The sequence below is a fragment of the Pantoea sp. SGAir0180 genome, assembly GCF_043546245.1.
This window is the reverse complement of record NZ_CP028071.1, coordinates 1,110,596-1,136,175: the sequence shown is the minus strand read 5'-3', so window position 1 is coordinate 1,136,175 and position 25,580 is coordinate 1,110,596. Positions and strand designations below refer to the sequence as shown.

The 25,580-nt window shown below is 56.5% G+C and carries 20 protein-coding genes and 1 tRNA gene; 1 reads left to right on the top strand and 20 read right to left on the bottom strand.

From position 1 onward, the window contains the following. Positions 1–8 precede the first annotated feature (8 nt). From C1N58_RS05335 to C1N58_RS05245, 19 genes are all read right to left on the bottom strand, one after another. On the bottom strand, positions 9–521 hold the full coding sequence (locus C1N58_RS05335; RefSeq protein WP_054633532.1) for an Lrp/AsnC family transcriptional regulator: 513 nt from the start codon (positions 519–521) through the stop codon (positions 9–11). Positions 522–770: 249 nt separating this feature from the next. Next, positions 771–2,084, bottom strand: a complete 1,314-nt coding sequence (gabT, locus tag C1N58_RS05330) for a 4-aminobutyrate--2-oxoglutarate transaminase (protein ID WP_033740353.1) — start codon at positions 2,082–2,084, stop codon at positions 771–773. Positions 2,085–2,197: 113 nt separating this feature from the next. Further along, positions 2,198–3,331 carry a M20 aminoacylase family protein gene (locus C1N58_RS05325; protein WP_054633531.1) on the bottom strand — a complete coding sequence of 378 codons (1,134 nt, stop codon included), beginning with the start codon at positions 3,329–3,331 and terminating at the stop codon, positions 2,198–2,200. A 1-nt stretch (position 3,332) separates the two neighbouring features. Continuing rightward, complete coding sequence (locus C1N58_RS05320; RefSeq protein ID WP_394564661.1) at positions 3,333–4,259, bottom strand: 2-hydroxyacid dehydrogenase; 927 nt, start codon at positions 4,257–4,259, stop codon at positions 3,333–3,335. Next, a complete protein-coding gene (locus tag C1N58_RS05315; RefSeq protein WP_039338046.1) occupies positions 4,259–5,101 on the bottom strand; it encodes a GNAT family N-acetyltransferase in 843 nt (280 codons plus the stop codon). The genes C1N58_RS05320 and C1N58_RS05315 overlap by 1 nt, the downstream gene beginning before the upstream one ends. A gap of 10 nt (positions 5,102–5,111) precedes the next feature. Continuing rightward, positions 5,112–6,443: an NAD(P)/FAD-dependent oxidoreductase gene (locus C1N58_RS05310; RefSeq protein WP_394564660.1), complete on the bottom strand. Its 1,332-nt coding sequence runs from the start codon at positions 6,441–6,443 to the stop codon at positions 5,112–5,114. An 83-nt stretch (positions 6,444–6,526) separates the two neighbouring features. Continuing rightward, complete coding sequence (locus C1N58_RS05305; RefSeq protein WP_054633528.1) at positions 6,527–8,191, bottom strand: ABC transporter ATP-binding protein; 1,665 nt, start codon at positions 8,189–8,191, stop codon at positions 6,527–6,529. Next, positions 8,188–9,036, bottom strand: coding sequence for an ABC transporter permease (locus tag C1N58_RS05300; RefSeq protein WP_006119653.1), 849 nt, complete (start codon positions 9,034–9,036; stop codon positions 8,188–8,190). Before C1N58_RS05300 ends, C1N58_RS05305 begins: the two co-directional genes overlap by 4 nt. Beyond that, on the bottom strand, positions 9,036–9,989 hold the full coding sequence (locus tag C1N58_RS05295) for an ABC transporter permease (RefSeq protein ID WP_039338049.1): 954 nt from the start codon (positions 9,987–9,989) through the stop codon (positions 9,036–9,038). Before C1N58_RS05295 ends, C1N58_RS05300 begins: the two co-directional genes overlap by 1 nt. Before the next feature lie 27 nt (positions 9,990–10,016). After that, complete coding sequence (locus C1N58_RS05290; protein ID WP_283786227.1) at positions 10,017–11,624, bottom strand: ABC transporter substrate-binding protein; 1,608 nt, start codon at positions 11,622–11,624, stop codon at positions 10,017–10,019. Positions 11,625–11,775: 151 nt separating this feature from the next. Further along, a complete protein-coding gene (locus tag C1N58_RS05285) occupies positions 11,776–13,053 on the bottom strand; it encodes an NAD(P)/FAD-dependent oxidoreductase (protein WP_394564659.1) in 1,278 nt (425 codons plus the stop codon). 10 nt (positions 13,054–13,063) lie between these two features. Then, positions 13,064–13,732, bottom strand: coding sequence for a haloacid dehalogenase type II (locus tag C1N58_RS05280; RefSeq protein ID WP_039338052.1), 669 nt, complete (start codon positions 13,730–13,732; stop codon positions 13,064–13,066). A gap of 32 nt (positions 13,733–13,764) precedes the next feature. After that, positions 13,765–15,234: an aldehyde dehydrogenase family protein gene (locus tag C1N58_RS05275; protein ID WP_033740361.1), complete on the bottom strand. Its 1,470-nt coding sequence runs from the start codon at positions 15,232–15,234 to the stop codon at positions 13,765–13,767. A 353-nt stretch (positions 15,235–15,587) separates the two neighbouring features. Further along, on the bottom strand, positions 15,588–17,045 hold the full coding sequence (locus C1N58_RS05270; RefSeq protein ID WP_394564658.1) for an NAD-dependent succinate-semialdehyde dehydrogenase: 1,458 nt from the start codon (positions 17,043–17,045) through the stop codon (positions 15,588–15,590). 137 nt (positions 17,046–17,182) lie between these two features. Next, positions 17,183–18,142 carry an HTH-type transcriptional regulator Cbl gene (cbl, locus tag C1N58_RS05265; protein ID WP_006119660.1) on the bottom strand — a complete coding sequence of 320 codons (960 nt, stop codon included), beginning with the start codon at positions 18,140–18,142 and terminating at the stop codon, positions 17,183–17,185. Between the two features lie 203 nt (positions 18,143–18,345). Next, positions 18,346–19,263: a nitrogen assimilation transcriptional regulator NAC gene (gene nac, locus C1N58_RS05260; protein WP_394564657.1), complete on the bottom strand. Its 918-nt coding sequence runs from the start codon at positions 19,261–19,263 to the stop codon at positions 18,346–18,348. 604 nt (positions 19,264–19,867) lie between these two features. Then, the gene (locus tag C1N58_RS05255) at positions 19,868–20,893 is read right to left on the bottom strand and encodes an ABC transporter permease (RefSeq protein ID WP_369974382.1); all 1,026 of its coding nucleotides are present in this window, start codon (positions 20,891–20,893) and stop codon (positions 19,868–19,870) included. Between the two features lie 23 nt (positions 20,894–20,916). Then, complete coding sequence (locus tag C1N58_RS05250; protein ID WP_033740365.1) at positions 20,917–22,401, bottom strand: sugar ABC transporter ATP-binding protein; 1,485 nt, start codon at positions 22,399–22,401, stop codon at positions 20,917–20,919. Positions 22,402–22,432: 31 nt separating this feature from the next. Continuing rightward, positions 22,433–23,356 (bottom strand): sugar ABC transporter substrate-binding protein, encoded by a 924-nt coding sequence (locus tag C1N58_RS05245; RefSeq protein WP_006119664.1) that lies wholly within the window; start codon positions 23,354–23,356, stop codon positions 22,433–22,435. Positions 23,357–23,859: 503 nt separating this feature from the next. Here C1N58_RS05245 and C1N58_RS05240 point away from each other — a divergent pair. Then, a tRNA-Asn gene (locus tag C1N58_RS05240) sits at positions 23,860–23,935 on the top strand. Between the two features lie 290 nt (positions 23,936–24,225). Here the strand turns inward: C1N58_RS05240 and C1N58_RS05235 are convergent. Further along, the gene (locus C1N58_RS05235) at positions 24,226–25,353 is read right to left on the bottom strand and encodes a hybrid-cluster NAD(P)-dependent oxidoreductase (protein ID WP_110268332.1); all 1,128 of its coding nucleotides are present in this window, start codon (positions 25,351–25,353) and stop codon (positions 24,226–24,228) included. Positions 25,354–25,580: the final 227 nt, after the last annotated feature.

Sequence of the window (25,580 nt, the reverse complement as noted above, 5' to 3'; positions counted from 1 at the left end):
CAACGCGATTACACGCCAAATTCCATGGAGTTATGTTTACTGATCAACGACCGTAGCGGTACGCTGCTTTTCATGACCGGGGATTTGATCACGATGTAGCTGAAGTATTTATCAATGCCGATTTGGGCATCGAGCATCTTCTCAATCACGTCCTGGTAGTGCTCAATACTGCGGGTGATAAAGCGCAGAAGGTAATCGTAACCGCCGGTAATCAGATGACACTCCATCAGCTCATCGACATCACGCATCGCAGCTTCAAACTTCATAAAGTCTTCGCGGCGGTGTCCGTTAAGCGTGACTTCGGTAAAGACGGTGACGGAATCGGTAATTTTGGTGAGATTAACGTGCGCTTCATAGCCCGTGATGAATCCCGCCTGTTCCAGGCGCTTGACGCGTTGCAGGCAAGGGCTCGGGGAAAGCCCGACGGCATCGGCGAGATTAACGTTGCTGATACGGCCATCTTTTTGTAGTTGCACCAGAATATTGATATCGATGCGATCGAGTTTCATTAAGCCGTTCATAGCACCCCTCATTGTTTACCGCTGTACTGGACGTTCGTGACTACCCAGAAATACGCTGTGTACTCGCGCAAAGCGCACTTTTATTACCCCGTAAAATACGCCTTTTAAAATAACAACTGCGCTACTTTTTTGTAACACAAAAAATCCCGGGCTTATCACGCTTTGCAAAAAATGCGCCAGCGTGACACCCGGTTGCGGCCTGGTGGACCGCATCCCGGGTGGCTGCCTTGTCAATGAGGGCCAGTGCTGTTACAAACGACCGGTCGCCCGCGCCAGCGCGATATCGAAAATATGCAGCGCCTCTTCAAGTTGCGAATCGGTGGTCACTAACGGTGCAAGGAAACGAATGGTATTGCGATGCAAGCCACATTTAATCAGCAGCAACCCTTCCTGACAGGCGCAGTCGAGGATCTTTTGCGTCAGTGCACTGTCGGGTTTATGTGTGTCCACATCCAGAATCTCAACGGCCTGCATAAAACCTACGCCGCGCACATCGCCAATACAGGCATACTTGTCTGCCAGCTGACGCAGACGCTGATTCAGTTGCTCACCTAACTGACAAGAACGCGCCAGCAGATTTTCCTGCTCAAAGATATCCAGTACCGCGAGGGCCGCCGCACAGGCCAGCGCGTTACCGCCATAGGTCCCGCCCAGTCCGCCCGGCGCCGGGCTGTCCATGATCTCGGCTTTACCTACCACGCCCGAAATCGGCAACCCGCCCGCCAGACTCTTCGCCGTCGTGACTAAATCCGGTTTGATGCCGAGTTGCTGGAAGGCAAACATGGTGCCGGTACGGCCAAAGCCGCTCTGGATTTCATCACAGATCAACACAATGCCGTGCTGGGTGGTAATGCGGCGCAGGGCCTGCATAAACGCGGGACCGGCCGGTAAGAAGCCGCCATCGCCCTGCACCGGTTCAATGATAATGGCGGCCACGCGCTCCGGCAGAATCTGCACCGCAAACAGTTGCTCCAGCGCCTTCAGACAGTCGGCCTCTGTGACACCGTGCAACGGATTCGGGAACGGCAGACGATACACATCACTCGGGAACGGACCGAAATTCTGTTTGTACGGCGCAGACATGCCGGTCAGCGTGACGCCCAGCAAGGTACGACCGTGGAAGGCACCGTCAAAGGCGATAATGCCGGGACGTTGCGTATAAGCTCGCGCAATTTTTACCGCATTCTCGACGGCTTCTGCGCCGCTGGTGAAGAAAACACTTTTATAATGATCTTCACCGCCGACCAGCTTATTGAGGCGCTGTGCCAGTTCGATATAGCCGGGATAGGCCACAACCTGAAAACAGGCATGCGACACCAGGCCGAGCTGACGGGTCACGGCATTAACGACCGCAGGATGGTTATGACCGACGTTCAGTACGCCGATGCCGCCCACGAAATCCAGATAGCGGTTCCCTTCCACATCCCATACTTCGCTGCCTTTCGCGCGTTCGATCACCAGCGGATGTGCGGTAACGATGCCACGCGGCACATGGTGTTCTCGGACATCCAGCAACAGGCTGTTATCCGAATAAGTTTGCTGTTCTGCCAGGACATTCTGCATTTCTCTACCTCATCCACGTCGTGTTCGGTTGGCTTAAGTATCGCAATCTGTTGAGCGATGACGGTGCCGTAATTCCGCCAGTAGCGGCATTAAGTGTTAAAATCCCACAGGTTTCAGCAAGGAAATGTTGCCCCCAGCCCGTGGCAGGCCAGCGTGATAAATGCCCGTATTCCATGCGGTATCAACGCGTCGTTAAAGTCATAGGCCGCATGGTGCAGCGGCTTGCAGGGCGCGGAGCCGATCCACAGATAGGCGCCGGGTTTGGCCTGCAACATAAAAGCAAAATCTTCTGAGGTGAGCGCGGGCTGAGCCGCGAGGCGTGCCTGCATACCTGCGGCCTGCAGGGCGGCGAGTGCCTGAGTCGCTTCCGCATCACTGTTGATCGTGGCCGGGTAATAGCGCAGATAGTTCACCTCAGCCTGTAAGCCGTGCGCGGCCGCGATGTGTTCTGCCATCTGCCGCAGGCGTGATTCGATGATGTCCTGCGCCGCGGGATTAAAGGTGCGCACCGTACCGGTGATGTTGGCTTCCGCAGGGATCATATTGTGGGAGAAACCGCCCTGCATGCGCGTCACGGTCAGCAGAGCCGGTTCGCAGGGATCGAGTGCCCGTGGCACCAGCGTGTTGAGCTGGACCACCAGCTCGCTCAGCGCCAACAGCGTGTCATGGGTCAGATGAGGCTGGGCAGCATGACCGCCTGCGCCTTTGACGGTGATATCAAAACGGTCGGCTGCCGCCATAATCGGCCCCGGACGGGTTTGAATCTCCCCAAGCGGCAGCTCGGGCCAGTTATGCAGCGCATACACGGCATCGCAGGGAAAGCGTTCAAACAGGCCATCGTCGATCATAGCCTTCGCGCCCGCCAGCCCCTCTTCTGCCGGTTGAAAGATAAAACACACCGTACCGTCAAACGCAACGTCACGCGCCAGTTTCTCCGCTGCGCCCAGCAACATGGTCGTGTGGCCATCATGACCACAGGCATGGCTGCGGTTTTGTTGCAGGCTGCTCCAGGCGACCTCGCCTTTATCCTGCATAGGAAGCGCATCCATATCGGCACGCAACCCAATTATGCGCGAATTTGTGCCTTTCTTCAGTATGCCCACGACGCCGGTTTTACCGATGCCACGATGCACTTCAATGCCCAGATCGTGTAAAAAGCGGGCAACAATGTCGCTGGTACGCTGCTCCTGAAATCCCAGCTCCGGGTTACGGTGCAGATCCCGGCGCAACGCCACTAAATGGTCCATCTTAATATCCTCGTGAACGATCGATAACGCCGTGCAGCGGCTCACCGCGCTGAAAACGTCGCAGGTTGGCCACCAGTGCGCTCACCGCGCTGTCGTTTTGTGTGCGGCTGGCAATGTGGGGCGTGAGCCAGATGGCGGGATGGGTCCAGAACGCATGACCGGCAGGGAGCGGTTCCGGCTCCGTTACGTCAATCACCGCGGCCCGTAACTGACCGCTGTCCAGCGCGGTCAGCAAATCCTGTTCGTTAAGCTGCGGTCCGCGTCCGACCTGCACCAGCGCGGCCCCGGCGGGCAACTGGCTGAACAGTCTGGCATTGAGCAGGCCCTCTGTGCTGGGCGTCAGTGGTAACAGGCACACCAGAATGTCGCTGCGAGTCAGAAACGCGGGCAGCTGCGCGTCACCGTGCCAGCAGGCTGCGCCCGGTATCTGATGGGGCGTCCGGCTCCAGCCGCCGCAGTCAAAGCCTAACGTCTGAAGCTGGGTCAGTGCGGCGCGTCCCAGTTCGCCGAGTCCCATGATCCCTACGCGCCGTTCGCTGGCGGGCACGGCTGAATGCGCCTGCCACTGTTGCGCACGCTGTTGCTGGAAATAGCGCGGCATATCGCGATGCAGTCCCAGCACGGCGAAGGTAATGTATTCCACCATGCCCTGCGTCAGCCCGGGTTCAATCATCCTCACTAACGGCAGGTGCGCAGGAAGCGCGGACAGATCGAACTGTTCCGCCCCGGCACCGACAGAAAACAGAATTTTCAGGTTGGGAAACCGGCGGGTCACATCGTCCGGCGGCACCCAGGCGATCACCGCCTCCACCTGCTCCGGCTCACCCGTTTCGGGCCAGAGATGTAAGTGGATATCCGGCGCATGCGCCGCCAGCCAGCGCTGCCAGTAAAGGCCACGCTGGGGCTCCGATTTGTACACGATATGCATCAGGCCATCGCCTGGGTCATTAAGCCAAACGCCTGCATGCCCTGTGGTGCCCACACCTGGCCACGTACCATGGTGACCGGGGCATCCACATTGGCCAGTCCAAGACTTTCAAGCCAGCTGGCCATCGGCAGCGCGGCGTCGGTGTCCATGCGCAGATATTCCCCTTTCAGGCCCTGCATTAACGCGGCGGTCAGTGCCTGTGCCACCGGTAAACTGTCCGCGATCACCGGACCAATCACCCAGCCGCGGCCAAAACGGCGCAGGCTGGCAAACCCGCGCGCCTGTTGTGCGTCGTCCTGCAAAATAACGGTCTGGTTATCGTTAATAAGATGCGCAATAAGTTCAGGGCGGTACAGCCCATGCGCCGCCTGGTCCATCTGCACCAGCCTGTCCTGGTCGTCGGCGGTGGCGGCAGACAGAGTTAACCCCGCCGGGATGGGCACGGCCGGCACGCTGCTCAGTGATGGCGTTTGGTACTGGAGAATGTTGCCGCAGGCCACAAAACCCAGTTTCTCGTAAAGGCCCTTGCCCATGTCGGTAGCGTGCAGACGTACGTTATAGCCGGGGACTTTTTCCAGCAGCGCCAGCATCAGCTGCTTGCCCAGTCCCCGGCCCTGATGCTGATTGGCCACAATGACCAAGCCAATGGTGGCGGCCTCGTCACCCCAGCGCCACAGAATCGCGCTGCCGATGACCTCGCCCTGCTCTTCAATCACTACGCCTTCGCCAAGCTGGATGCCGATCGCCCAGTCCTCGCGACGGTGCGGCCAGTTAAGTGCCTGGCTCATGGCGTGAACCTGAGGGATATCGTCTGAGGTCATGGTACGAATATGAAATGTCATTTTGCTTTCCTTACATCATGCCAGGTGCATCAAGTGCGCTGCCGTCAGTGAAACGGCTGTAGCGATAAGGGGTCGGATCGACAACCGGCGTGGCGTCAGTTGCCAGCTCGGCGGCAAGGCGGCCCGCACCGGGGCCAATGCCAAAACCGTGGGCGCTGAAGCCCGCCGACAGCACCAGACCGGGCAGTTTTGCCACGGTGGAAATGACCGGAATTGCATCCGGGGTGCTGTCAATCATGCCGCCCCAGGCCTGGGCAACCTTCAGGTTGGCCAGGGCAGGAAACTCCCGGCGCATCGCTGCCAGGCCGTTTTCCACCACCGAGCGATCGGCGGCCGGATCGAGAATACGCATGCGCTCAAACGGCGAAACGCTATCCAGATCCCAGCGGCCCATGGCTTCAGGCCCATGGAAAAACGGTTTAATCCCCAGGTTCAGGGTAAGGTTTTTACGACGACTTTTGAATGTGGGATAAAACTGCTTCAGATAACGTAGACCCTGCGCGCCGGGCTCCAGTCTGCCGCGGCCGGAGACGGAAACCGTATAGCTGCCGTCGAGTTGTGGGCGACAGGCGAAACGTTCGGTATAAAACGGCACGGTAATGGCCTGCCGAATGGGCTGGGTGCGAAACGCGGTGCCAATCACGTTGCCAAGCGGCAGATCGAGACCGTGACGACGGCAAAACATCGAGGTCCATGGCCCGGCAGCACAGATCACACGGCTGGTCTTGATCAGGCCGCGTTCCGTAACGACGCCGCTGACACGGCCCGCCGTGATATCCAGCCCGCGCACGGCACACTGCTGAAAAACCTGCGCCCCGTTTTTCTGCGCCCCTATGACAATGCCGGGGGCGGCGAGTCGCGGCTCAGCAGCACCGTCCGTAGGCGCAGATACGCCGCCCAGCCAGTCAGTGGTACTGCCCGGCGTCATCGCTTTAGCCTGCCGGGCATTCAGAATATCGCTGCGCACGCCGTACTGCTTCGCCATCTGCCCCCACTTATCCCAGGCGGCAATATCCGCTTCATTGCGGGTGGCATACACCAGGCCGCTGCGGCGAAACCCCAGCTCTTCCCCGGTTTCCTGGCTCAGTTGTTCCCAGCCGCGCAGGGCTTCAATCACCAGTGGCAGTTCACGCTCGTCGCGATTCTGCTGGCGGCACCAGCCCCAGTTGCGGCTGGACTGTTCGGCCCCGACCAGGCCTTTTTCTATCAGCACCACTTTCAGGCCCTGCTTTGCCAGATACCAGGTTGCGGCTGCACCGGCGATACCGGCACCTATCACCACCACATCAGCAGCATCCGGGAAATCCGGGCTGTCCTGTACATATCGAATCGGTGCGGGCATGTCGTCACAACCTCGTCGTGTGTTGGGGCAACATGGCAATGGCGTGCTGCCCTGCCCCGGAATGGGGGGCGCTTGTTTACCGGTTATTCGGCTTTCAGGATCTCTTCGTGCTCGTCGAGCCAGCCCTGACGGAGTTCAGGCACGGCACGTTTCAGGCGTTCAAAATAGAGCTCGCGGGTCGGCTGCTCGTAATTTTCCCGCGCCAGTTGGGTGACGATAGCGCCATTGCGCATGACGACGATCTCATCGCACACCGCTCTGACGGCGTGCATATCGTGGCTGATAAAGATGACAGACAGCCCCAGTTCACGGCGCAGCTCACTGATCAGATCCAGTACCGCCGAGGCCACCACGGTATCGAGCGCCGAGGTTACCTCATCGCACAGAATGACATCCGGCTCTGCCGCCAGCGCGCGCGCCAGGTTCACGCGCTGCTTTTGTCCACCGGACAGCGACCAGGGACGGCGCGAGAGCACGGTACGTGGCAGCCTGACCAAATCCAGCAGTTGATACAGCCGGTTCTGCCGGGCGATGCCGCTCAGCCCATGAAACAGCGTCAGCGGGCGTGACAGAATTTGTTCCACACTGTGTGCAGGATTGAGCGCCGTATCCGCCATCTGGAAAACATACTGAATACGACGCAGTTCGTTATCCGTGCGCTTTTGCATCTGACCGGCCACCATGTGACCGTTAAACAGGATTTGCCCCTGACAGGCCGGGTTCAGGCCGGCGATAGCATGAGCCAGCGTGGTTTTGCCCGAGCCGGACTCACCGATAATGCCGATGGCCTGGCCTTTCCAGAGCGTAAGATTGATGTTTTCCAGAATGCGCACTTTGGGCAAACCATCACTGCCTTTGGGTCCGTAACCCGCAGACAGGTCGCGTACTTCCAGCAGCGGCAGCTCATTCGCCTTTGCCGGGCACCAGTTGCTGGGGCGTTCTTTCTGTTGCGCCGCCGCCATCAGCAGGCGCGTATAGTCCGACTGCGGTGCGCCTATCAGATGCGCCGTGGTGCCGTATTCGGCAATTTTTCCCTGCAGTAAAACCAGAATACGGTCGGCCATTTGTGCAACGACGGCCAGATCGTGGCTGACATAAATCGCCGTCACGCCACGCTGTTTGACCACGCGGCGGAAGGCTTTGAGCACTTCGACCTGCGTGGTGACATCCAGCGCGGTAGTGGGCTCATCAAGAATCACCACCTCCGGATCGCTAATCAGCGCCATGGCCGTCATTAAGCGCTGGAGCTGTCCGCCCGAAACCTGATGCGGAAAGCGATCGCCAATGGTGTCCGGATTCGGCAGCGCCAGCTCCCGAAACAGGCCCAGCGCTTTGGCTTTTGCCGCCTTGCGCGTCATCGTGCCGTGAATCACCACTGGCTCGATCACCTGGTCGATAATTTTCATGCCGGGGTTAAACGAGGCCGCCGCACTTTGCGCAATGTAGGCGACCTTATTTCCGCGGAAAAAGCGAAGTTCGGCAGGCGTCAACGTCATGACGTTGGTGCCCGCGACGTGGATATTTCCCTCGGCGATCTTACAACCGTGGCGGGCATAGCCCATCAGCGCCATTGCGATGGTGGTTTTCCCCGAGCCGGATTCACCAATCAGCGCCAGGACTTCCCCCTTCTGCACGGTGAAGCGAATATCAGAGACGATATCCAGCTTATCGCCATTGTCGTTGTGCGCCGTTACGCGCAGCTTATCCACCGAAATCACAGGCATCGCCGTATGTGGTGTCACGTTCATGCCCCCTCCTTTGCCAGCGTCAGCGGACGCATGCTTTGCAGACTGTCAATAAACAGGTTTACGGCGATAGTAAGACTGGCAATCGCCAGGGCGGGCATCAACACCGCCGGCGAACCGTCAAACAGCCCCTGAATATTTTCGCGGACTAAGGTGCCCCAGTCGGCATACGGCGGCTGGACGCCCAATCCCAGGAAGCTCAGGCCGCTCAGCAGCAGGACGATGTACACAAAGCGCAGACCAAAATCGGCCAGCACCGGATGAACCATGTTCGGCAGAATATCGTGGATGGCGATGTACCAGCGGCTTTCGCCCCGCAGCCGGGAGGCGCGGACGTAATCCATATTGCGCAAACTACTGGCCAGCGCAAACGCAATGCGGAAGGCGCCCGGCCAGTAGGTGAACACCGCCGTGATCAGCAGCATCGGCAGTGAAGAACCAAATACCGCCACAATCATCAGCGCCAGAATTTTACCCGGCAGCACCAGCATCGCGTCGTTAATGCGACCCAAGAGCTCCTCCAGCCAGCGTCCGGTGACCGCCGCGATTAAGGCCAGCATCGTCCCAATCAGGCTGGCCAGAATGGCCGCGCCGAGTGCCAGGCCCAGCGAGAATTTCGCGCCGTACATAATGCGCGTGAGCATATCCCGCCCCAGATAATCGGTGCCCAACAGGTTTTCGGGGGTGAATCCGCCCATCAGCGGCCCGGAACCAATATCGTCGAGGCTGTGCGGTGCCCACCAGGTGCCAAACAGCGCGATGACCAGCCAGAACAGGGTCACGATCAGGCCCAGGCGACCTGATAACGACAGTGACTGAAAAATGCGCCAGGGAAGCAGAAGTTTCATCAGCTCCTCCATTTCGGGTTAAAGGCGATAGTGACGATATCCGCAGCCAGCAGCAGCAACAGATAACAGCCGGCAAACAGCATGACGCAGAGCTGCACGACGGGCAGATCGCGGTTACTGACCGCATCCACCATCTGGCTGGCCAGACCGGGATAGCTGAAGATGGTTTCAATGATGATGACGCCACCAAACAGATAAGAAAGGCTGAGGGAAATCGCGTTCGCAATCGGGCCAACGGCGTTAGGTAAGGCATGACGCAACACGGCGCGCATCGGGGAAACGCCTTTCAGCAAGGCCATTTCCAGATACGGGCTGTCGAGCTGGTTAATGATGGCCGCACGCGTCATGCGCGCCATCTGGGCGACCAGGCCGCAACATAGCGTGATGACCGGCAATGCGTAGGCTTTGATATAGCTGGCGAAATCCATGTTGGGACTGCCCAGTGACATAGCCGAGACCCAGTGCAGCTTCACGGCGAAGATCAGCACCGCTACGGTCGCCACCAGAAATTCCGGTACGGCTACCGTGGCCATAGTGCCAATCACCAGCGCGCGATCCAGCTTCGAGCCGCGGTTCATCGCGGCGGCAATACCGATAATCAGCGCAAGCGGCACGCAGATGGCGGTGGTGGTCGCCGCCAGTTCAAACGTGGCCGGAAGCCGCTGTGCCACCAGCTGTGCCACCGGCAGATGACTGGCAAATGAGGTGCCAAAATTCCCTGTCAGCATGCCGCCGAGCCAGGTGAAATAGCGCACCAGCAGCGGCTGATCTAAGCCCAGTTGCTGACGCAGGGCCGCCACGGTTTCGGGTGTGGCGTTTTGCCCCAGGATCATTTGCGCCGCATCGCCCGGCAGCAGGCTGGTGATAAAGAACACCACCGCTGAGACGATAAGCAAGGTCAGGATGCCGGCGCCAATGCGCCGGGCAATCAGGAACATCATGTATCGGTTCATCGGCGAACTCCTCTTACAGACGCGTGATCAGGCAGACAGCCAGGCAAACTCGTGGAAGCGATAGCCCATCAACATGCCTGACGGCCAGGCTTCCAGCCCTTTCAGCTTTTTGCTGTAACCATCCATCGAGCTGATAAAGGCAGGAATCAGCGTGCCGCAGTGGTCATAGATCAGCGTTTGCATATCGCCGTACATCTGCTTGCGTTTGGCTTTATCACGTTCGCCACGCGCCGCAATCACCAGCTGATCGAACTGTTCATTTTTCCAGCCGCATTCGTTGTTCGGTGCGCTGGAGAGATAAAACTGTGAGAACAGCATATCCAGTGTTGGCCGCGGGTTGATGGAGCCGTAACCAATGGGATCTTTCATCCAGTGGGTCCCCCAGTAGCCTTCATACGGCACACGACGCACGTTGACGTTCAGTCCGACGTTGCGACCTACCTGCTGAATCAGCTGCGCGCCTTCGGTTGCGCCTTCCAGCGGCGGCGTCGTAACAATCTCAATGGTTTGCCCGCTCATGCCGGCTTTATTGATATAAAACTTCGCTTTTTCCGGATCCAACGGACGGGGTTTGAGATCGGCGTTGTACAGCGGGTGCCACGGCGGCACCGGCGTATCGTTGCTGACGTCGCCAAAGCCCTGCAACACGGTTTTCACCACGATCTCTCGGGGTTGCAGATATTTCATCGCCAGCACGAAATCGGGATTGCTGCCGGGTTTGATATCGGTGCGGATAATCAGGTTGGTGTACATGCCGCCCTTGGTTTCAAGCACCCCATGATCCGGTGTACGGCTGATGCGCATACTGTCCGAGGCTTTCAGCCCTGAAGCCACCTGAATATCGCCTGATAACAGAGCATTGACGCGGGCCGCCTGATCGGTCACGCCGAGCAGTTCCACCTGGTCCAGATGCGGCAGCCCCGGTTTAAAATAGTTGGGATTTTTCGTGCCAAGCGTACTGACGCCAGGCGTAAAGCTTTTGCAGACAAACGGCCCTGTGCCGATACCTTTGCTGAAATCTTTGGTGCCGTCCTGCACGATCAGGAAGGGCGACGTTGCGAGCATGTAAGGAACGTCAAAGTTAGGTGCCACCAGAATAAGCTGCACTTCATTGTCGTTGACGGCGTTGATGGTTTTGAACTGCTCAGCCAGCTTGAAAGCGCTGGACGCGACGGCTGGATCTTTATGGCGGCTCAGTGAATAAACCACGTCTTTGGACGTAAACGGCTTACCATCATGGAAGGTCACGCCTTTACGCAGCTTAATGCTCCAGGTGACGCCATCGTCAGAGTCGATGGATTCCGCCAGCGCAGGTTTCACCGTCAGGGTTTTATCCACCTCTGTCAGCCCGCTGTAGAACATAAACTGGCGCGTAAAGTCGGCGCTGTTATTGCCTTTCGCCGGGTCCAGCGTGTCAGTCGCCGACGCATTGGACATGCCCACACGGATTTTGCCGCCCTGAGTCGGTTTCTCCTCTGCCAGCGCCATGCCAGGGAAGCCGATCAACCCGGTGCTCATCGCGGCCCCGGCTGAAAGCAATTTCATCAGACTGCGGCGGGACAGCGTACCTTCAGTGATCATCCGCGTCAGAGCAGAATTGGTTACGTCAGATTCTTTATTATCGATTTTACTCATCTGTACACCCTCATTACGTTTTCAAGCGAACGGTGAAATTCCCTGCGTTAATCAGACGGCACATGCTGTGTGGCGCGCACCGCGAAGGCGATGATCCGGTCATGATGTTTCGACCCGACAATGCCCCGGCGGCCTGAAAAACAATGTGAAGTTATGAAAGGCGATCCTTTGCTTTGTAGTAGAGCCCGGCGAGAGGCAGGAACCACGGTTTTCCGTGATAACCCGGCAGTGCAGGCCATGTCTCGCGCTGCCAGGGGTTATCGCGGGATTTCTCACTCAACAGATCGGCCATGACCCGGCCCATCCATACCGACATCTGCGTGCCATGCCCGCTGTAACCCAGCGAGTAAAACACACCGTCCTGTTCGCCTGCGTGCGGCAGGCGATCGGCGCTCATATCCACCATGCCGCCCCAGCAGTAGTCGATCTGCGTATGGCGCAGTCTGGGGAACATACTGGCCATGGCGGCGTGCAGGATGTCCCCGCTGCGGGAGTCCGACGTCGGGTTACTGATGGCGAAGCGTGCCCGGCCACCGAACACCAGACGGCTGTCCGCGGTGGTCCGGAAGTAGTTGCCGATGTTCATGGAGGTCACATAGTTACGTTTATGCGGCAGCAAGCCGGTAAGCAGCGCCGTATCCAGCGGCTCGGTCACCACGATAAAGCTGCCCACCGGCACAATACGGCGCTGGAACCACGGGAACGGACCGTCACTGGAACAGCCCGTCGCCATCAGCACTTTATCGGCCAGAATGTCACCTTTGCTGGTCACCACCCGATGGCGGTAGCCGTCAAGCCGTTCCAGCTTCGTAACGTGATGGTGCGTATAAATTTTTGCCCCACTGCGGGCCGCGGCTTCGGCCAGGCCGATGCCAAATTTGCCCATGTGCATCTGGCCGCCGTGATGCTGTAGCAGGCCGCCATGGAAGTTGCCGCCGTCGATCTCCTGCGCAACCTCTGACTGACTGAGCAGTTCCACATCCGGATCCACCGTACGGCGCATCAGTTCCCAGGCCTCACGCAGGCCGGACAAGTGCGACGCCTTACTGGCCAGTTTGAGCTTGCCGCACAGACGAAAGTCACAGTCAATCTGCTCGTCTTTAATCAACTGCCCGACATAGGTCACGGCATCATCGAATGCCTTATAGAACCGACTGGCCTGCTCAAGCCCCTGGCTGGCCACCAGTGAAGCAAAGTTTTGTGCCACGCCGGTGTTGCAGTGACCGCCATTACGGGCGGAGGCCTGACTCATCACCTCCCCGCTGTCCAGCACCACCACATTGATCCCACTGCGCGCCAGCGATAAGGCCGCCGAAACACCGGTAAAGCCCGCCCCGATCACCACCACATCCGCATGGGCGGGTAACGGACCGCTGGCGGCCGCGCGAAACGCCGGTGCGGTCGCCTGCCAGTACGATTCCAGTTTCATGACGCTGTCCTCACAGACCCACGACGCCGGGCAGGCCGCCAATGTCTTTGATTTCGGTGTATTGGTAATAGGGGTTAGCCGGTTCGTGGCCACGGTTGACCCAGACCTTGTGTTTAATGCCAAGATCGTGCGCCGTCATCAGGTCATAGCGGAAACTGGAGGAGACATGCAGAATTTCGTCCGGACGGCAGTCCAGTTTCTCCAGCATGTATTCAAAGCCTTTCATCTGCGGTTTATACGCGCCCGCTTCTTCTGCGGTAATCGTCATGTGGATGGGCGCACCCAGACGAGGAATATGGTGTGGAATCAGATCCTTCATTGAATTGGTCAGCAGCACCAACGGGAAGGCTTCCGCCACTTTAGCTAACCCGGCAGGCACATCCGGATGCGGTCCCCAGGTGGCGCAGTCGGTGTAAATGTAATCGCTGTCAGCCTGCGTCCATGTCACGCCCCACTTTTTACAGGTGCGCTGAATCGCATTGCTGACCACATCGTAATAGGGTTTCCACGCGCCCAGCACTTCGTCCAGGCGATAGCTGGAAAAGTCGGTCACAAAGGCCGCCATGTCTTTCGCGTCGACGCGATCGTGAAAACAGCGTTTTGCCGCACCGGCCATATCAAAAAAGATCAGCGTGCCATAGCAATCAAACGTGATGAATTTGGGTTTAAACAGTGCCATTACATTAACCTCGTTATTGTCTGGTTAGGTGCTTAAAAATCGATAAGGACGCTTTTCTGGCGCTGGCAGGCCTGGAACGCCTGACGACCCAAATCTTTGCCGATACCGGACCCCATGAACCCCCCGGTAGGAATGATGAAATCGCCGGACCGCCCGTAGCGGTTGACCCATACCGTACCGGAAGCGATTCCCCGTATCGCACGCATCGCACGTGGCAGGCTCAGCGTATGCACCCCGGCGCACAGGCCATAGGTCTCATGTGCCGCCAGCGCCAGCCCTTCGTCTTCGCTGTCGAACGTCTGAATTGTCAGCACAGGCCCGAAGATTTCCTGCTGCACTGCCGGATTATCCTGTTTCACCTGCGTCAGCAGCGTGGGTTGCCAGAACCAGCCCTCATCGGTATCCGCGAAGCGGTCACCGCCCACCAGCACGTCTGCGCCCTGGGCTTTCGCCGCCTCAATCACGGACTGCACTTTGTTGCCCTGACGCGCATCAATCAGCGGGGCATAGCGGCTGGTTTCCTGCCAGGTCACGCCAGGCCGGACCTCACGACACAGCGCCGCCAGCCGTTCCGTCAGCGCATCGGCAATACCGCGCTGCACAATCAGGCGCGTCCCGGCAACGCAGGCCTGGCCGCCATTGGCGGTAAAGCCACGCAGAATGCGTTGTGCCAGCACCTCAATCTCGCCCGCATCATCAAACACCAGTTGGGGGCTTTTGCCGCCTAACTCCAGCGTGACGGGCTTCATGCCAAACTGGGCCGCATCACTCATAATGCGCGCGCCTGTCACAGTGGAGCCGGTAAAGGAGACTTTGCGCACCAGGGGATGCCTGACCAGGGCGCTGCCGGTCACCGCACCGCTGCCCTGCACAATATTCAGAATGCCCGCCGGTAACCCGGCCTGTACCGCCAGCTCGGCCATACGCACGGTGGACAGCGGCGTCAGCTCTGAGGGTTTTAGCACTACCGCGTTGCCTGCGGCCAGCGCAGGTCCGCATTTCCATGAAGCCATGGACAGCGGGAAGTTCCACGGCGTGATCGCCCCGATAACGCCATAGGGCTCCGCAATCAACATGCCCAGGCTACTGTCACGTGTCGGAAACAGATCGCCGCTGTATTTGTCGGCGCACTCGGCATAGAAGCGAATGGCTTCGGCAGTAAAGGGAATTTCATGTTGCACAACATCGGTAATCGGACGGGTTGAGCCAAGGGCTTCAAGCTGCGCCAGCAGGGGATCCTGTTCGATTAAGTCTGCCCAGCGGCGCAATACCCGACCACGTTCACGCGGTGCACATCCTGACCAGCCGCTGGTTTTCAATGCCTGATGTGCCGTCATGACGGCATGGTCAACATCCTCTGCCTGGGCTTCGCGCAGCGTGGCAAACACCTTGCCATCAGACGGGCGTTTAACGGCAAAAGCGTCGCCCTGGGTCTGTACATGTTTTCCGCCAATATAGTGGCCAGGCGGGAGTTGCACGCTTTCCGGGTCGAAACTCAACATGAAAGAATCCTTATTTGTTACACCCATCACACGCTGGATGAATTAATTTCTGGCAATGCTTTTCGGCACGCTTTATTAGGTAATGCAGAAAGTATGCCAGCCGTTAAAAAAATAAAAATGCGTTTAAAACCGCCCAAAAAAATTTTTGTGCCGTATTCGTGAAGGATTTATTGCGGAATTGCCGAAGGGTTAAACAGATGATTTACTTCACAAAAAAGCCGCATTGCTTTGGTGCAATGCGCATGAAACTTGCACTAAAAAGGAGAATACGGATAAAACGTCGATCTGGCGCACAAAAAAAACGCCAGCATAACGTTCATGCTGGCGAGGAATATCAGAAATTAAAAGTTAAATTACAGGCTGCCCATGTGAAATGTTTTTTGCTCCAGATATTCGTCAATGCCATATCGCGACCCTTCGCGACCTATCCCGGATAATTTCACGCCGCCAAACGGCGCGACTTCCAGCGAAATGACGCCGGTATTAAAACCGACCATGCCAAACTCCAGCGCTTCCGCCACGCGCCAGGCTCGACGGATATTTTCAGTAAAGAAGTAAGCGCCAAGGCCAAAGGGTGTGTCATTTGCCATCGCCAGCGCCTGTTCTTCATCATCAAAGATAAACAGCGGAGCCACCGGTCCAAAGGTTTCTTCCTGCGCGATGCGCATTTCACTCGTGACCTGTCCCAGCACGGTGGGCTGCACCCACGTACCGGGGCCGTTGCTGATGCCACCGGTCAACAGCGTTGCGCCTTTTTGCAGCGCATCATCAATGTGCCCGTTGACCTTCTCCGCCGCGGAGGTATTGATCAACGGCCCGATAGTGCTGCCAGGGGCAAAACCATCTCCGACCTTCAGGGTCGCCACCGCGTCCAGCAGTCGGGCGGTAAAGCGTTCATAGATGTTACGCTGCACCAGAATACGGTTGGCACACACACAGGTTTGTCCCGCATTACGGAATTTGCTGGTCATCACGCCCGCGACGGCAATCTCGATATCCGCGTCGTCAAAGACAATAAGCGGCGCGTTGCCGCCCAGCTCCAGACTCAGGCGTTTAATGCTGTCAGCGCACTGCTTCATCAGCAGCTGGCCCACGCGCGTTGAGCCGGTGAACGAGATTTTACGCACCAGACGGCTTTCGGTCAGCGCGGCGCCGATGTCTGTCGGCATGCCGGTGAGCACCTGTAAAACGCCTGCCGGGAAACCCGCGCGCTCGGCCAGCACGGCCAGTGCCAGTGCAGACAGCGGCGTCAGGTCAGACGGTTTAACGATAATCGGGCAGCCTGCCGCCAGTGCCGGTGCGACTTTGCGGGTAATCATTGCGATGGGGAAATTCCAGGGCGTAATCGCTGCCGCGACGCCAACCGGTTGTTTCAGGACAATAATGCGCCGGTCGGTCGTTGGGGCGGGAATGGTGTCGCCATAAATCCGACGCGCTTCTTCCGCAAACCATTTCACAAAACTGGCACCGTAGAGCACTTCACCGCGCGCCTCCGCCAGCGGCTTGCCCTGTTCTGCCGTCATGATGATGGCCAGATCGTCAGCGTTATCAAGAATAAGCTGATGCCATTTTTCCAGCAGCGCCGCACGGGTGGCATTGGGGGTTGTCGCCCATGCATGGCGGACCGATTCGGCACAGGCAATTGCCGCCTCCGTTTCCTGGCGACCTAACGCCGGTACGCTAGCCAGCGTTTCGCCCGTAGCCGGATCGTTAACGGCGAGCGTTGCGCCCTGATAACCGTGTTGCCATTCACCGGCAAACAGCGCCTGCTGGCGCAGTAGTGTGTGATCTTTCAGTTGTATACGTGACATCGCATCCCCCTTTTTCAGTTCTCTTCACTTTATCGGTTGGGGGAAGCGCAGGATGTTGTTATTGGCAGCCAGAAAGCGTTCGCTATGGCGAATGACGGCCGAAAAAAAATTTTATGCCGTCAGGGCGCAACGCGGAGTCAGATTTGAAAGTCGATTACGGGCTCATCATCGCCTGCCGTAGAGAGCGCCTGCGCTTTAATTTCTTCAAGCGACAGATTCGCGTTGCACAGCTCAAGGAACTGCCAGACGTAATTGCGCTGCAGTTGTCCCCGTTTCAGGCCCAGCCAGACGGTGTTGGCGTCGAACAGGTGAGTGGCATCCAGCCGGACCAGCTCTCCGCCCGGCTCTTTTTCACAGGCCTGATCGGCCAGAATACCGACGCCCAGCCCGAGTTTGACATAGGTGCGCACCACATCGGAATCCTGAGCGCTGAGCACGATATCCGGCTTTAAGCCGGCGCGCTGAAACGCGCTGTCCACCCGGGAGCGGCCGGTAATGCCCTGCCGGTAGGTAATTAACGGATGCTGACTGAGAGCATTCAGTGAGACCGGCTGCTGTTGTGCCAGTTCATGATCGCGCGGAACCAGCAGTGCATGATGCCAGCTGAACCAGGGAAACGCGGCCAGGCTGTTATTATTCGCCAGCATTTCACTGGCAATCCCGACATCCACCTCACCGGCCAGTAGCATATTCACAATTTCCTGCGGCGATCCCTGATTAAGTTCAAGCCGGACATTAGGATAAAGCTGGCGAAAGGACTTGATGACCGGCGGCAGGCTGTACCGGGCCTGCGTGTGTGTGGTGGCGATAGAGAGAATGCCGCTGGATTCGTTCGTGAAGACATCGGCCAGGCGACGCACTTTACCAGCTTCATCGAGAATGCGTTCGGCGATGGTAAGCAGCGCCTTGCCCGGCTCCGTCATACCAAGCAGGCGCTTGCCACGGCGGACAAAAATTTCGACGCCAAGCTCATCCTCCAGATCGCGAATATGACGGCTGACGCCTGATTGCGAGGTAAACAGCGTGCTGGCGACCTCCGTGAGGTTGAACTCCCGCCGCGCGGCTTCGCGAATAATTTTAAGTTGCTGGAAATTCAAAATATTTACCTCTCTTTACGCAATCTGATCATTCGATAATAAAAACGCTTATCGATAACCTGAAATAATAAAAAAGATTTATTTATGCGTTTGAAGCATATAGAAGGCGGCAGGACGCACAGAGAGGACAGCATGGAAGAGGAGAAAAGGCAGCGGCGCGGTTTTACACGCCCTGCTTGAGAGGGATAAACAGAACGCTGTGTTTAGCTGACCAGCGTGAGTTCGCGTTTTTCAGTCAGTGGCTTGTTGAGCAGCGACAGCAGAATATTTTTAACGGCCTGTGCGGGTGGCGATAACGGCAAGCGGTGTGAAAGATTCAGTGACAGCGGCAGGCTGATGGTCGGGCTGGTGATCCGCGCCATCCAGGCCTGGGTTGAACCAACCAGCGCTCTGGCCGCCGATTCAGGCAACACGGTCACGCCCATCCCGCTGGATATTGCGGCGGTGAGCGTCGAAAGCGATTCGATCTCGCCAATAATGCGCGCGCTCAGGCGGCGCAGTGAGAAAGCCTCATCAACCCGCTGGCGCACGGCGCTGTAATCACGCGGCAGAAACAGGCTCATCTGGGCTACCTCGGCCAGATCGACGTTGGTGCCAGGGCAGGCGGTTGCGCCGACCAGATAGAGATCTTCTTTCAGCAGGGGCACGCTGTTGATGCCCGCCGTGGGGGCGCGGTCATACAGCACCGCCATATCCAGTTGCCCGCTGATGATGTTGTCATTCAACGCACTGCTGCTGTTTTCATGCAGGTAAATCATGATATCCGGGTACTGTTCCCGTACGGTTTGCAGAAGCGGCATAGTTAACGCGGATGCCGCCGTGCCCGGTGCCAGACCGATTGACACCTGCCCCTCCACCACCTGACCGGCATTCATCACCGCAGACTGGGCCAGCTCACACTGCCGCAGAATGACGCGTGCATGGCTGTAAAGCAGTTTACCGGCTTCGGTCGGTGTGACGCCGCGTTTGGTCCGGTTCAGAAGCTGCTGTTCCAGCTCGCCTTCCAGCGTAGCAACCTGCTGGCTCAATGCAGGCTGAGCAATATGCAGCACTTCTGCTGCCTGTGTCAGGCTACCGATATCGACGATTTTCACAAAGTATTTCAGCCGTCTTAAGTTCATCTTGCCTCCGTCGCTACGTCAAGGTGTCTGGCTGGTCGCTACTCACCAGCCTGCATAAGAGGTAATTGCAAGATGCAGACCAGGTTTATTCAGTTTGCAAAATATCTTTGAAAATTTTTCTAACAGTCGGATAAAAAAGCGTTTCCTGTTACCTCTAAAGAGGTAATCCCGGACGACTGCCAGACCTGCTTTTCCCATTCATGTCGCCCTGCACCGCAATAGTGCGCAACATGACAGACCAGCGTGCAGGGATGGTTAACAGGCAATCTTCACCGAGGATGAGGCTTGACGACCGGGAAATCCTCCCACCTCTCCGGGGCAGGGTTTATCCGTAAAAGGCGGGAAACGTAACAGGTTTAGCAGACCGCCGGGGCGGCGTTATTGCGGCCCGGCAGACGTGCAAAGGCGCATTAGTTAAAAAGGAATAACCGAAACGTTTACTACCCTGTTTTTTCTTTTAACAGGATCGCGAAACGGGACGACGTAAACGCATTTGTGATGTAGCAAGGCGGCGGTGGCGCTTAGTCCCGGGCGCAGGGTGAACGATGTGACCGGGATAAGCGCCTGCCGCCAGCGCCGCTACAGCGCCAGGGCGGCAGCGTATTCAGCGTTTGGCACGGTTGCGTCGCATATCGATGGTCACTGCGGCGACGATGATGATGCCTTTGATGATATCCTGGATGTACGCATCTACCCCGACAAACGTAAAGCCGCTTTTAATCAGTCCCAGTATCACCGCGCCTATCAGCGTGCCGGTAATGCGCCCTACGCCGCCCATCAGGCTGCTGCCGCCGATAACCGCCGCGGCAATCGCATCCAGCTCATAGCCCACGCCCATGCTAGACTGGCCGCTACTGACGCGCGCCGCCAGTACCACGCCCGCCAGGCCGGACAACGCGCCTGCGATGGTATAGACAATAATCAGGTATTTATTGACGTTGATACCGGACACTTTGGCCGAGGTCATATTACCGCCGATGGCGTACACGTATTTGCCGTAGCGGGTATGTTTCAGTGCGATGTGGAACACCAGCGCAACCACCAGGAAGATAATGACCGGCATTGCGCCCTGGCCAATCGAGGTGAACCCGTCAGAGAGAAAACTGATAGGGTTACCCTGGGTGTAATACTGTGCCAGTCCACGGGCCGACACCATCATGCCCAGCGTGGCAATAAACGGGGGAATACCGGTACGGGTAATTAATACGCCGTTAATCAGACCGCACAATAACCCTACCCCAATGCCGGCCCCAATCGGCACCACCGCGGGCATGTTCACCAGTGACGGAAACATCGGGGTCAGCGTATCTGAAGTTTGCGCCAGACTGGCGGCTACCACGGCAGTGAGCGCGATAACCGACCCGGAGGACAGATCGATACCGGTGGTAATAATGACCTGGGTCACGCCCACAGCAATGATGCCGATAATGGCAACCTGCAGGACGATAAGAATCAGACGATTGGTGTTCATCAAAAAGGACTGATCGCGCACATACCAGCCAAACATTTCGAAAATCAACGCAATGCCGACCATCACGACAAAAATGCCGGTATCTTTTGGCAGTTTCTGACGTAAATGCGCAAAAAAAGAGGGTTGATGCTGAGGAGCCTGCGTGGCCGTTGCTTTCATATTACTCATCGTGGTTTCGCGCCTCATTCGGATGCTAACGACAAAATAGTTTCCTGATCGGCCTCGTCTTTATCGAGGATGCCGGTAATGCGCCCACCATGCATCACCATGATACGGTCACTCATGCCCAGAATTTCCGGCAGCTCTGACGACACCATAATGATGGCAACTCCACGGTTGGCCAGTTCACTGATCAAACGGTAAATCTCTGCTTTCGCCCCGACGTCAATTCCACGGGTCGGCTCATCAAGAATCAGGATTTTGGGTTGAGCCAGCAGCCAGCGGGCAATCAGGACTTTCTGCTGATTCCCTCCGCTCAGGTTATTGATGATTTGGTCCATGGTGGGGGTTTTGATATTCAGACGGCGGATCTGATCCATGCAGTCCTGAGCCATTTTCACATGACTGACAAAACCGCCTTTACCGCTGTATTCAGGCATGTTGACGATGCTCATGTTCTCTAACACCGACAACACCAAAAACAACCCGGACTTCTTGCGATCTTCTGTCAGAAACGCCATTCCTTTTTCGATGGCGACCGACGGCGAATCAATAGCGACCGGCACACCATCAATCAGGATTTCGCCGCTGTCGAAAGGCACCATGCCAAACAGGCTTTCCATCACTTCACTGCGTCCGGCACCGACCAGACCCGCCACACCGAGAATTTCCCCACGGCGCACGCCAAAGCTGACGTCGGAAAAGCGGTCCTGACAACTCAGATGACGAACGGTGAGCACCTCTTCCCCAATCGCATTATTGAATTTCGGGAACAGCTGCGTCAGCTCACGTCCAACCATTTTGGTAATCAGCGACTGACGCGTGAATGCGCTGGTACTGTCGCTGCCCACCCAGCTGCCATCGCGGAACACGCTGATTTCATCCGTAATGGCGAAGATCTCATCCATTTTGTGACTGATATAAACGATGGCTTTGCCCTGCTCGCGCAGATCACGAATGATGGTAAACAGATGGGCGACCTCGGTTTCCGTCAGGGCGGAGGTGGGCTCGTCCATGATCACAATGTCCGAGTTCCAGGACACCGCTTTGGCGATCTCCACCATCTGCTGTGACGCAATACTGAGTTCGCCCACCAGCCGATCGGCTTTCAGTCTGATGTTCAGGCGGCTTAACAACTGCTGGGTTTCTTCATTCAGTCGGGCGTGATCGACAAAACCAAACTTCACTGGCTCCCGTCCCAGCCAGATATTCTCTGCGACGGTCATATGCGGCACCAGGTTGAGTTCCTGATGAATCATGGAAATACCGGAACGTAACGCATCCATGGTGTCCCTGAACTGCACTGGCTCCCCTTTAATTTTAATGGAGCCCTGATCGGGACGGTACATCCCGATCAGGCATTTCATTAAAGTGGATTTGCCCGCGCCATTTTCACCCATCAACGCATGTACCGTTCCCGGACGCACACGTAACGACACATTATCCAGTGCCTTCACGCCCGGAAAGAACTTGCTGATGCCTTCGGCTTCAAGCGCAAACGCGGTCATACATCACCTCCGTTCCACAGGTTCAGGACGTTTATTTTTGGTTCATGCTGGTGTATTTGGTGTAGTTGTCTTTGGTGATCAGCTGGAACGGGATATCGACGATCTTTTGCACTTTCTCACCTTTGACGAGCTTAACCGCCGTTTGAACGGCACCTTCACCCTGTCCTTTTGCGTCCTGGAACACGCTGGCGACCATTTTGCCGTTCTTAATCATCTGCAGCGCATCGGGGGTACCATCGACACCGGCGACCAGAATATGTTTATCGTTTTTACCCAGCGCCTGAATGGCACCGATGGCCATTTCGTCGTTGTTTGACGCGATAGCGTTGATATCGTCTCCGGCGGTCATCCAGTTACTCACGACGTCCACCGCATCGTTACGGCTAAATTTCGCCGTTTGCTTTTGTACCACTTTAATATTCGGGTATTTCGCCACGACCGCTTCCACCCCTTTGGTGCGCTCGCGGGTGGATTCGTTCGCCAAATCACCCAGCAAAATAGCCACGTTACCTTTTCCGTTCATGGCTTTTGCCAGCGCTTCCATCTGCAGACGGCCCGCCAGTTCGGAGTCAGAACCCACAAACGCCATCTTGTCACCCAACTGCGCCTGGGGTTTGCGGTTGACGAACACCAGCGCCACACCCGCCTTAGATGCCTGATCGATAATCGGTTTCACCGCGTCGGTGTCCACCGGGTTAACAATAATGGCGTCGACGCCCTGACCAATAAAGTTTTGTACCTGCTGAAGTTGCTGCGCGACATCGCCTTTGGCATCTTCAATCTGGCCTTTTACGTCATCCTTTTTCATCTCATTTTGTATAGCGTTACGCACAATGGTCAGGAAGTTATCGTCAAACATCGCCATCGAAACCCCCACGGAAATATCTTTCGCCATCGCAGCGGCGGGCAAGATGCAGGCTAACAGTGAAGCAACAATCGTTTTTTTGATGTTCATAGGGACCCTTCTTATTTGTTAACTTGCTAGCGACTGACCTGTTGAATGAAAAATATTTTTTACATTCATACCGCCTCGCTGGCGTTTTTAATGGAAAATTTGAGGTAAGACGACTACGTTGACGCTTTTCTGACACCCCCACCACTTTTCTTATCTTCATGATTTCCATAAACATGCGCTACAGGCAACGCGGACACATCTCAGAACACTCCATTTTGTCGCCGTAAACAGTTTATTTATTCCATAAATTACTTTTTTGAAATTTTTATCATAAAAGCACTGAAACAAGTGTTTTGATATCGTCAAATAACAAAAATTTGACATGCGTCTAACATCTACCTGGAAATGGGTTTAAAGTGAGATCCTGTTAGCAGTTTGAAAAGCAAGCGAATGCGTCAGTTCTTCGCCAATGCGCTGCTTTTACACGCACTTGAACGCAAACCGTTAAAGAGTGCTTTGACATCCCGTACTGACGCCGCTACTATTCGCCCCGTTCCAACAATTCCTCTGTAGTTCAGTCGGTAGAACGGCGGACTGTTAATCCGTATGTCACTGGTTCGAGTCCAGTCAGAGGAGCCAGATTAAGAAAAGCCCGCTCAGGGAAACCTGAGCGGGCTTTTTGTTTGGTGCGCTTTTGTGAACGCTTGCAGGACATATGTCCCGTTCGACGGCCCTTACGCGGGAGTGAGGCGTCGATGCAGAGTGAGGACGGCCAGCAAGAAAGAAAATAAGCCCTGTCACTGACGCTGCGGCTGTCTATCCGCTGCGGTGAACGGCGCTTTACCCCTGTTCAGGCTGCGTCACCGTTGCGCAGTGCACAGCAAACGTGCTCGCGCTGAGGGTGCGCCAGACGGCGATGCGGATCGTCATTAAAATTCAACGATGATATTGTTCTTTGGAATGCTGCAGCACGACAGAATGTAGCCCTCTTCCACATCCTCATCGGTGATGCCGCCGTTGTGGTTCATCTCGACGTCGCCGTCCAGGCACTTCACCTTACAGGTGCCGCAGATACCCATGCCGCACGCTTTTGGAATATGCAGTCCCAGTTTGGCCGCGGCGGCGTGCACGGTTTCGCCGGGGGCGATTCTGACGCTCTTGTCGCTTTGGGTGAATGCCACGCTAAGCAGTTCTGAACTGCACAGCGCGTCGGCCATTTCAGCGGCCTCTTCGGCCTCCTGTTCGACCTGCTCCTGCACGACCTCTGGTGTGGCACCAAACGACTCTTCGTGATAGCGCGTCATGTCATAACCGACTTCCTGTAACAGCGTTTTAATCGCACGCATGTACGGTGTCGGGCCACAGCAGAAAATCTCGCGGTCCTTGAAATCCGCAGCAATCATCTGCAGCATCGCCAAATTGAGGAAACCGCTGAAGCCGGACCAGCACTGGCCCGATTCGTACCGCTCACAGATGATACTCAGTCTGAAATTGGGGATGCGCGCCGTCATGTTTTCCAGATCGCGTCGGAAAATAATGTCTTCCGGCGTTCGTGCGCTGTGCACAAACACCATGTCCACATCCGCATTGGTATCAAAATACCAGCGCGCCATCGACATCATGGGCGTAATGCCCACGCCGCCAGAGAGGTACAGCACCTTGTTGCTGGGATAGTCGATGCAGTTGAACTGCCCTACCGGACCATGTACTGCCAGATTCATGCCCTCGCGCAGTGTGGCATGTAACCAGTTCGAGACCACGCCGCCCGGCACCTGTTTTACCGAAATGGAGAAGCTGTAAGGCACGGAGGGCGAACTGGAGATGGTATAGGAGCGGAAAACCGTTTCATTCTCGATCAGCAGTTCCAGCGTGACAAACTGCCCCGGTTTGAAAAAGAACATCACCGGCTGCTCTGCCATAAAACAGAAGGTTTTCACGTCATGGGTTTCCTGTATCACCTTCACACAGCGCACCGCATGGCGGCCATTGGTCCAGGTTTGTGTTGTGACAGGCTCAAAAGCATTGGTATTCAGTACGGTGATATTTCGGTCTGACATACGTTTCATTCCCATCAGAAGTGGAGAGTTCAATTGCCTGTCTGACTGGCGACATCGCAACAGGCTTTTGAGCCGGTAAGCCTGATTTTCCGTTTAACCCTGTTTCAGCATTTAGTTATTCGCGACACGGAAATGCTTAAAAAAACCGTCCCGCTAAGAAATTTCGCGCGCACGTCTTTAACAGAGGGGATGGATGTCGCTGGCAGAACATTCGCGTGCGCGTAACC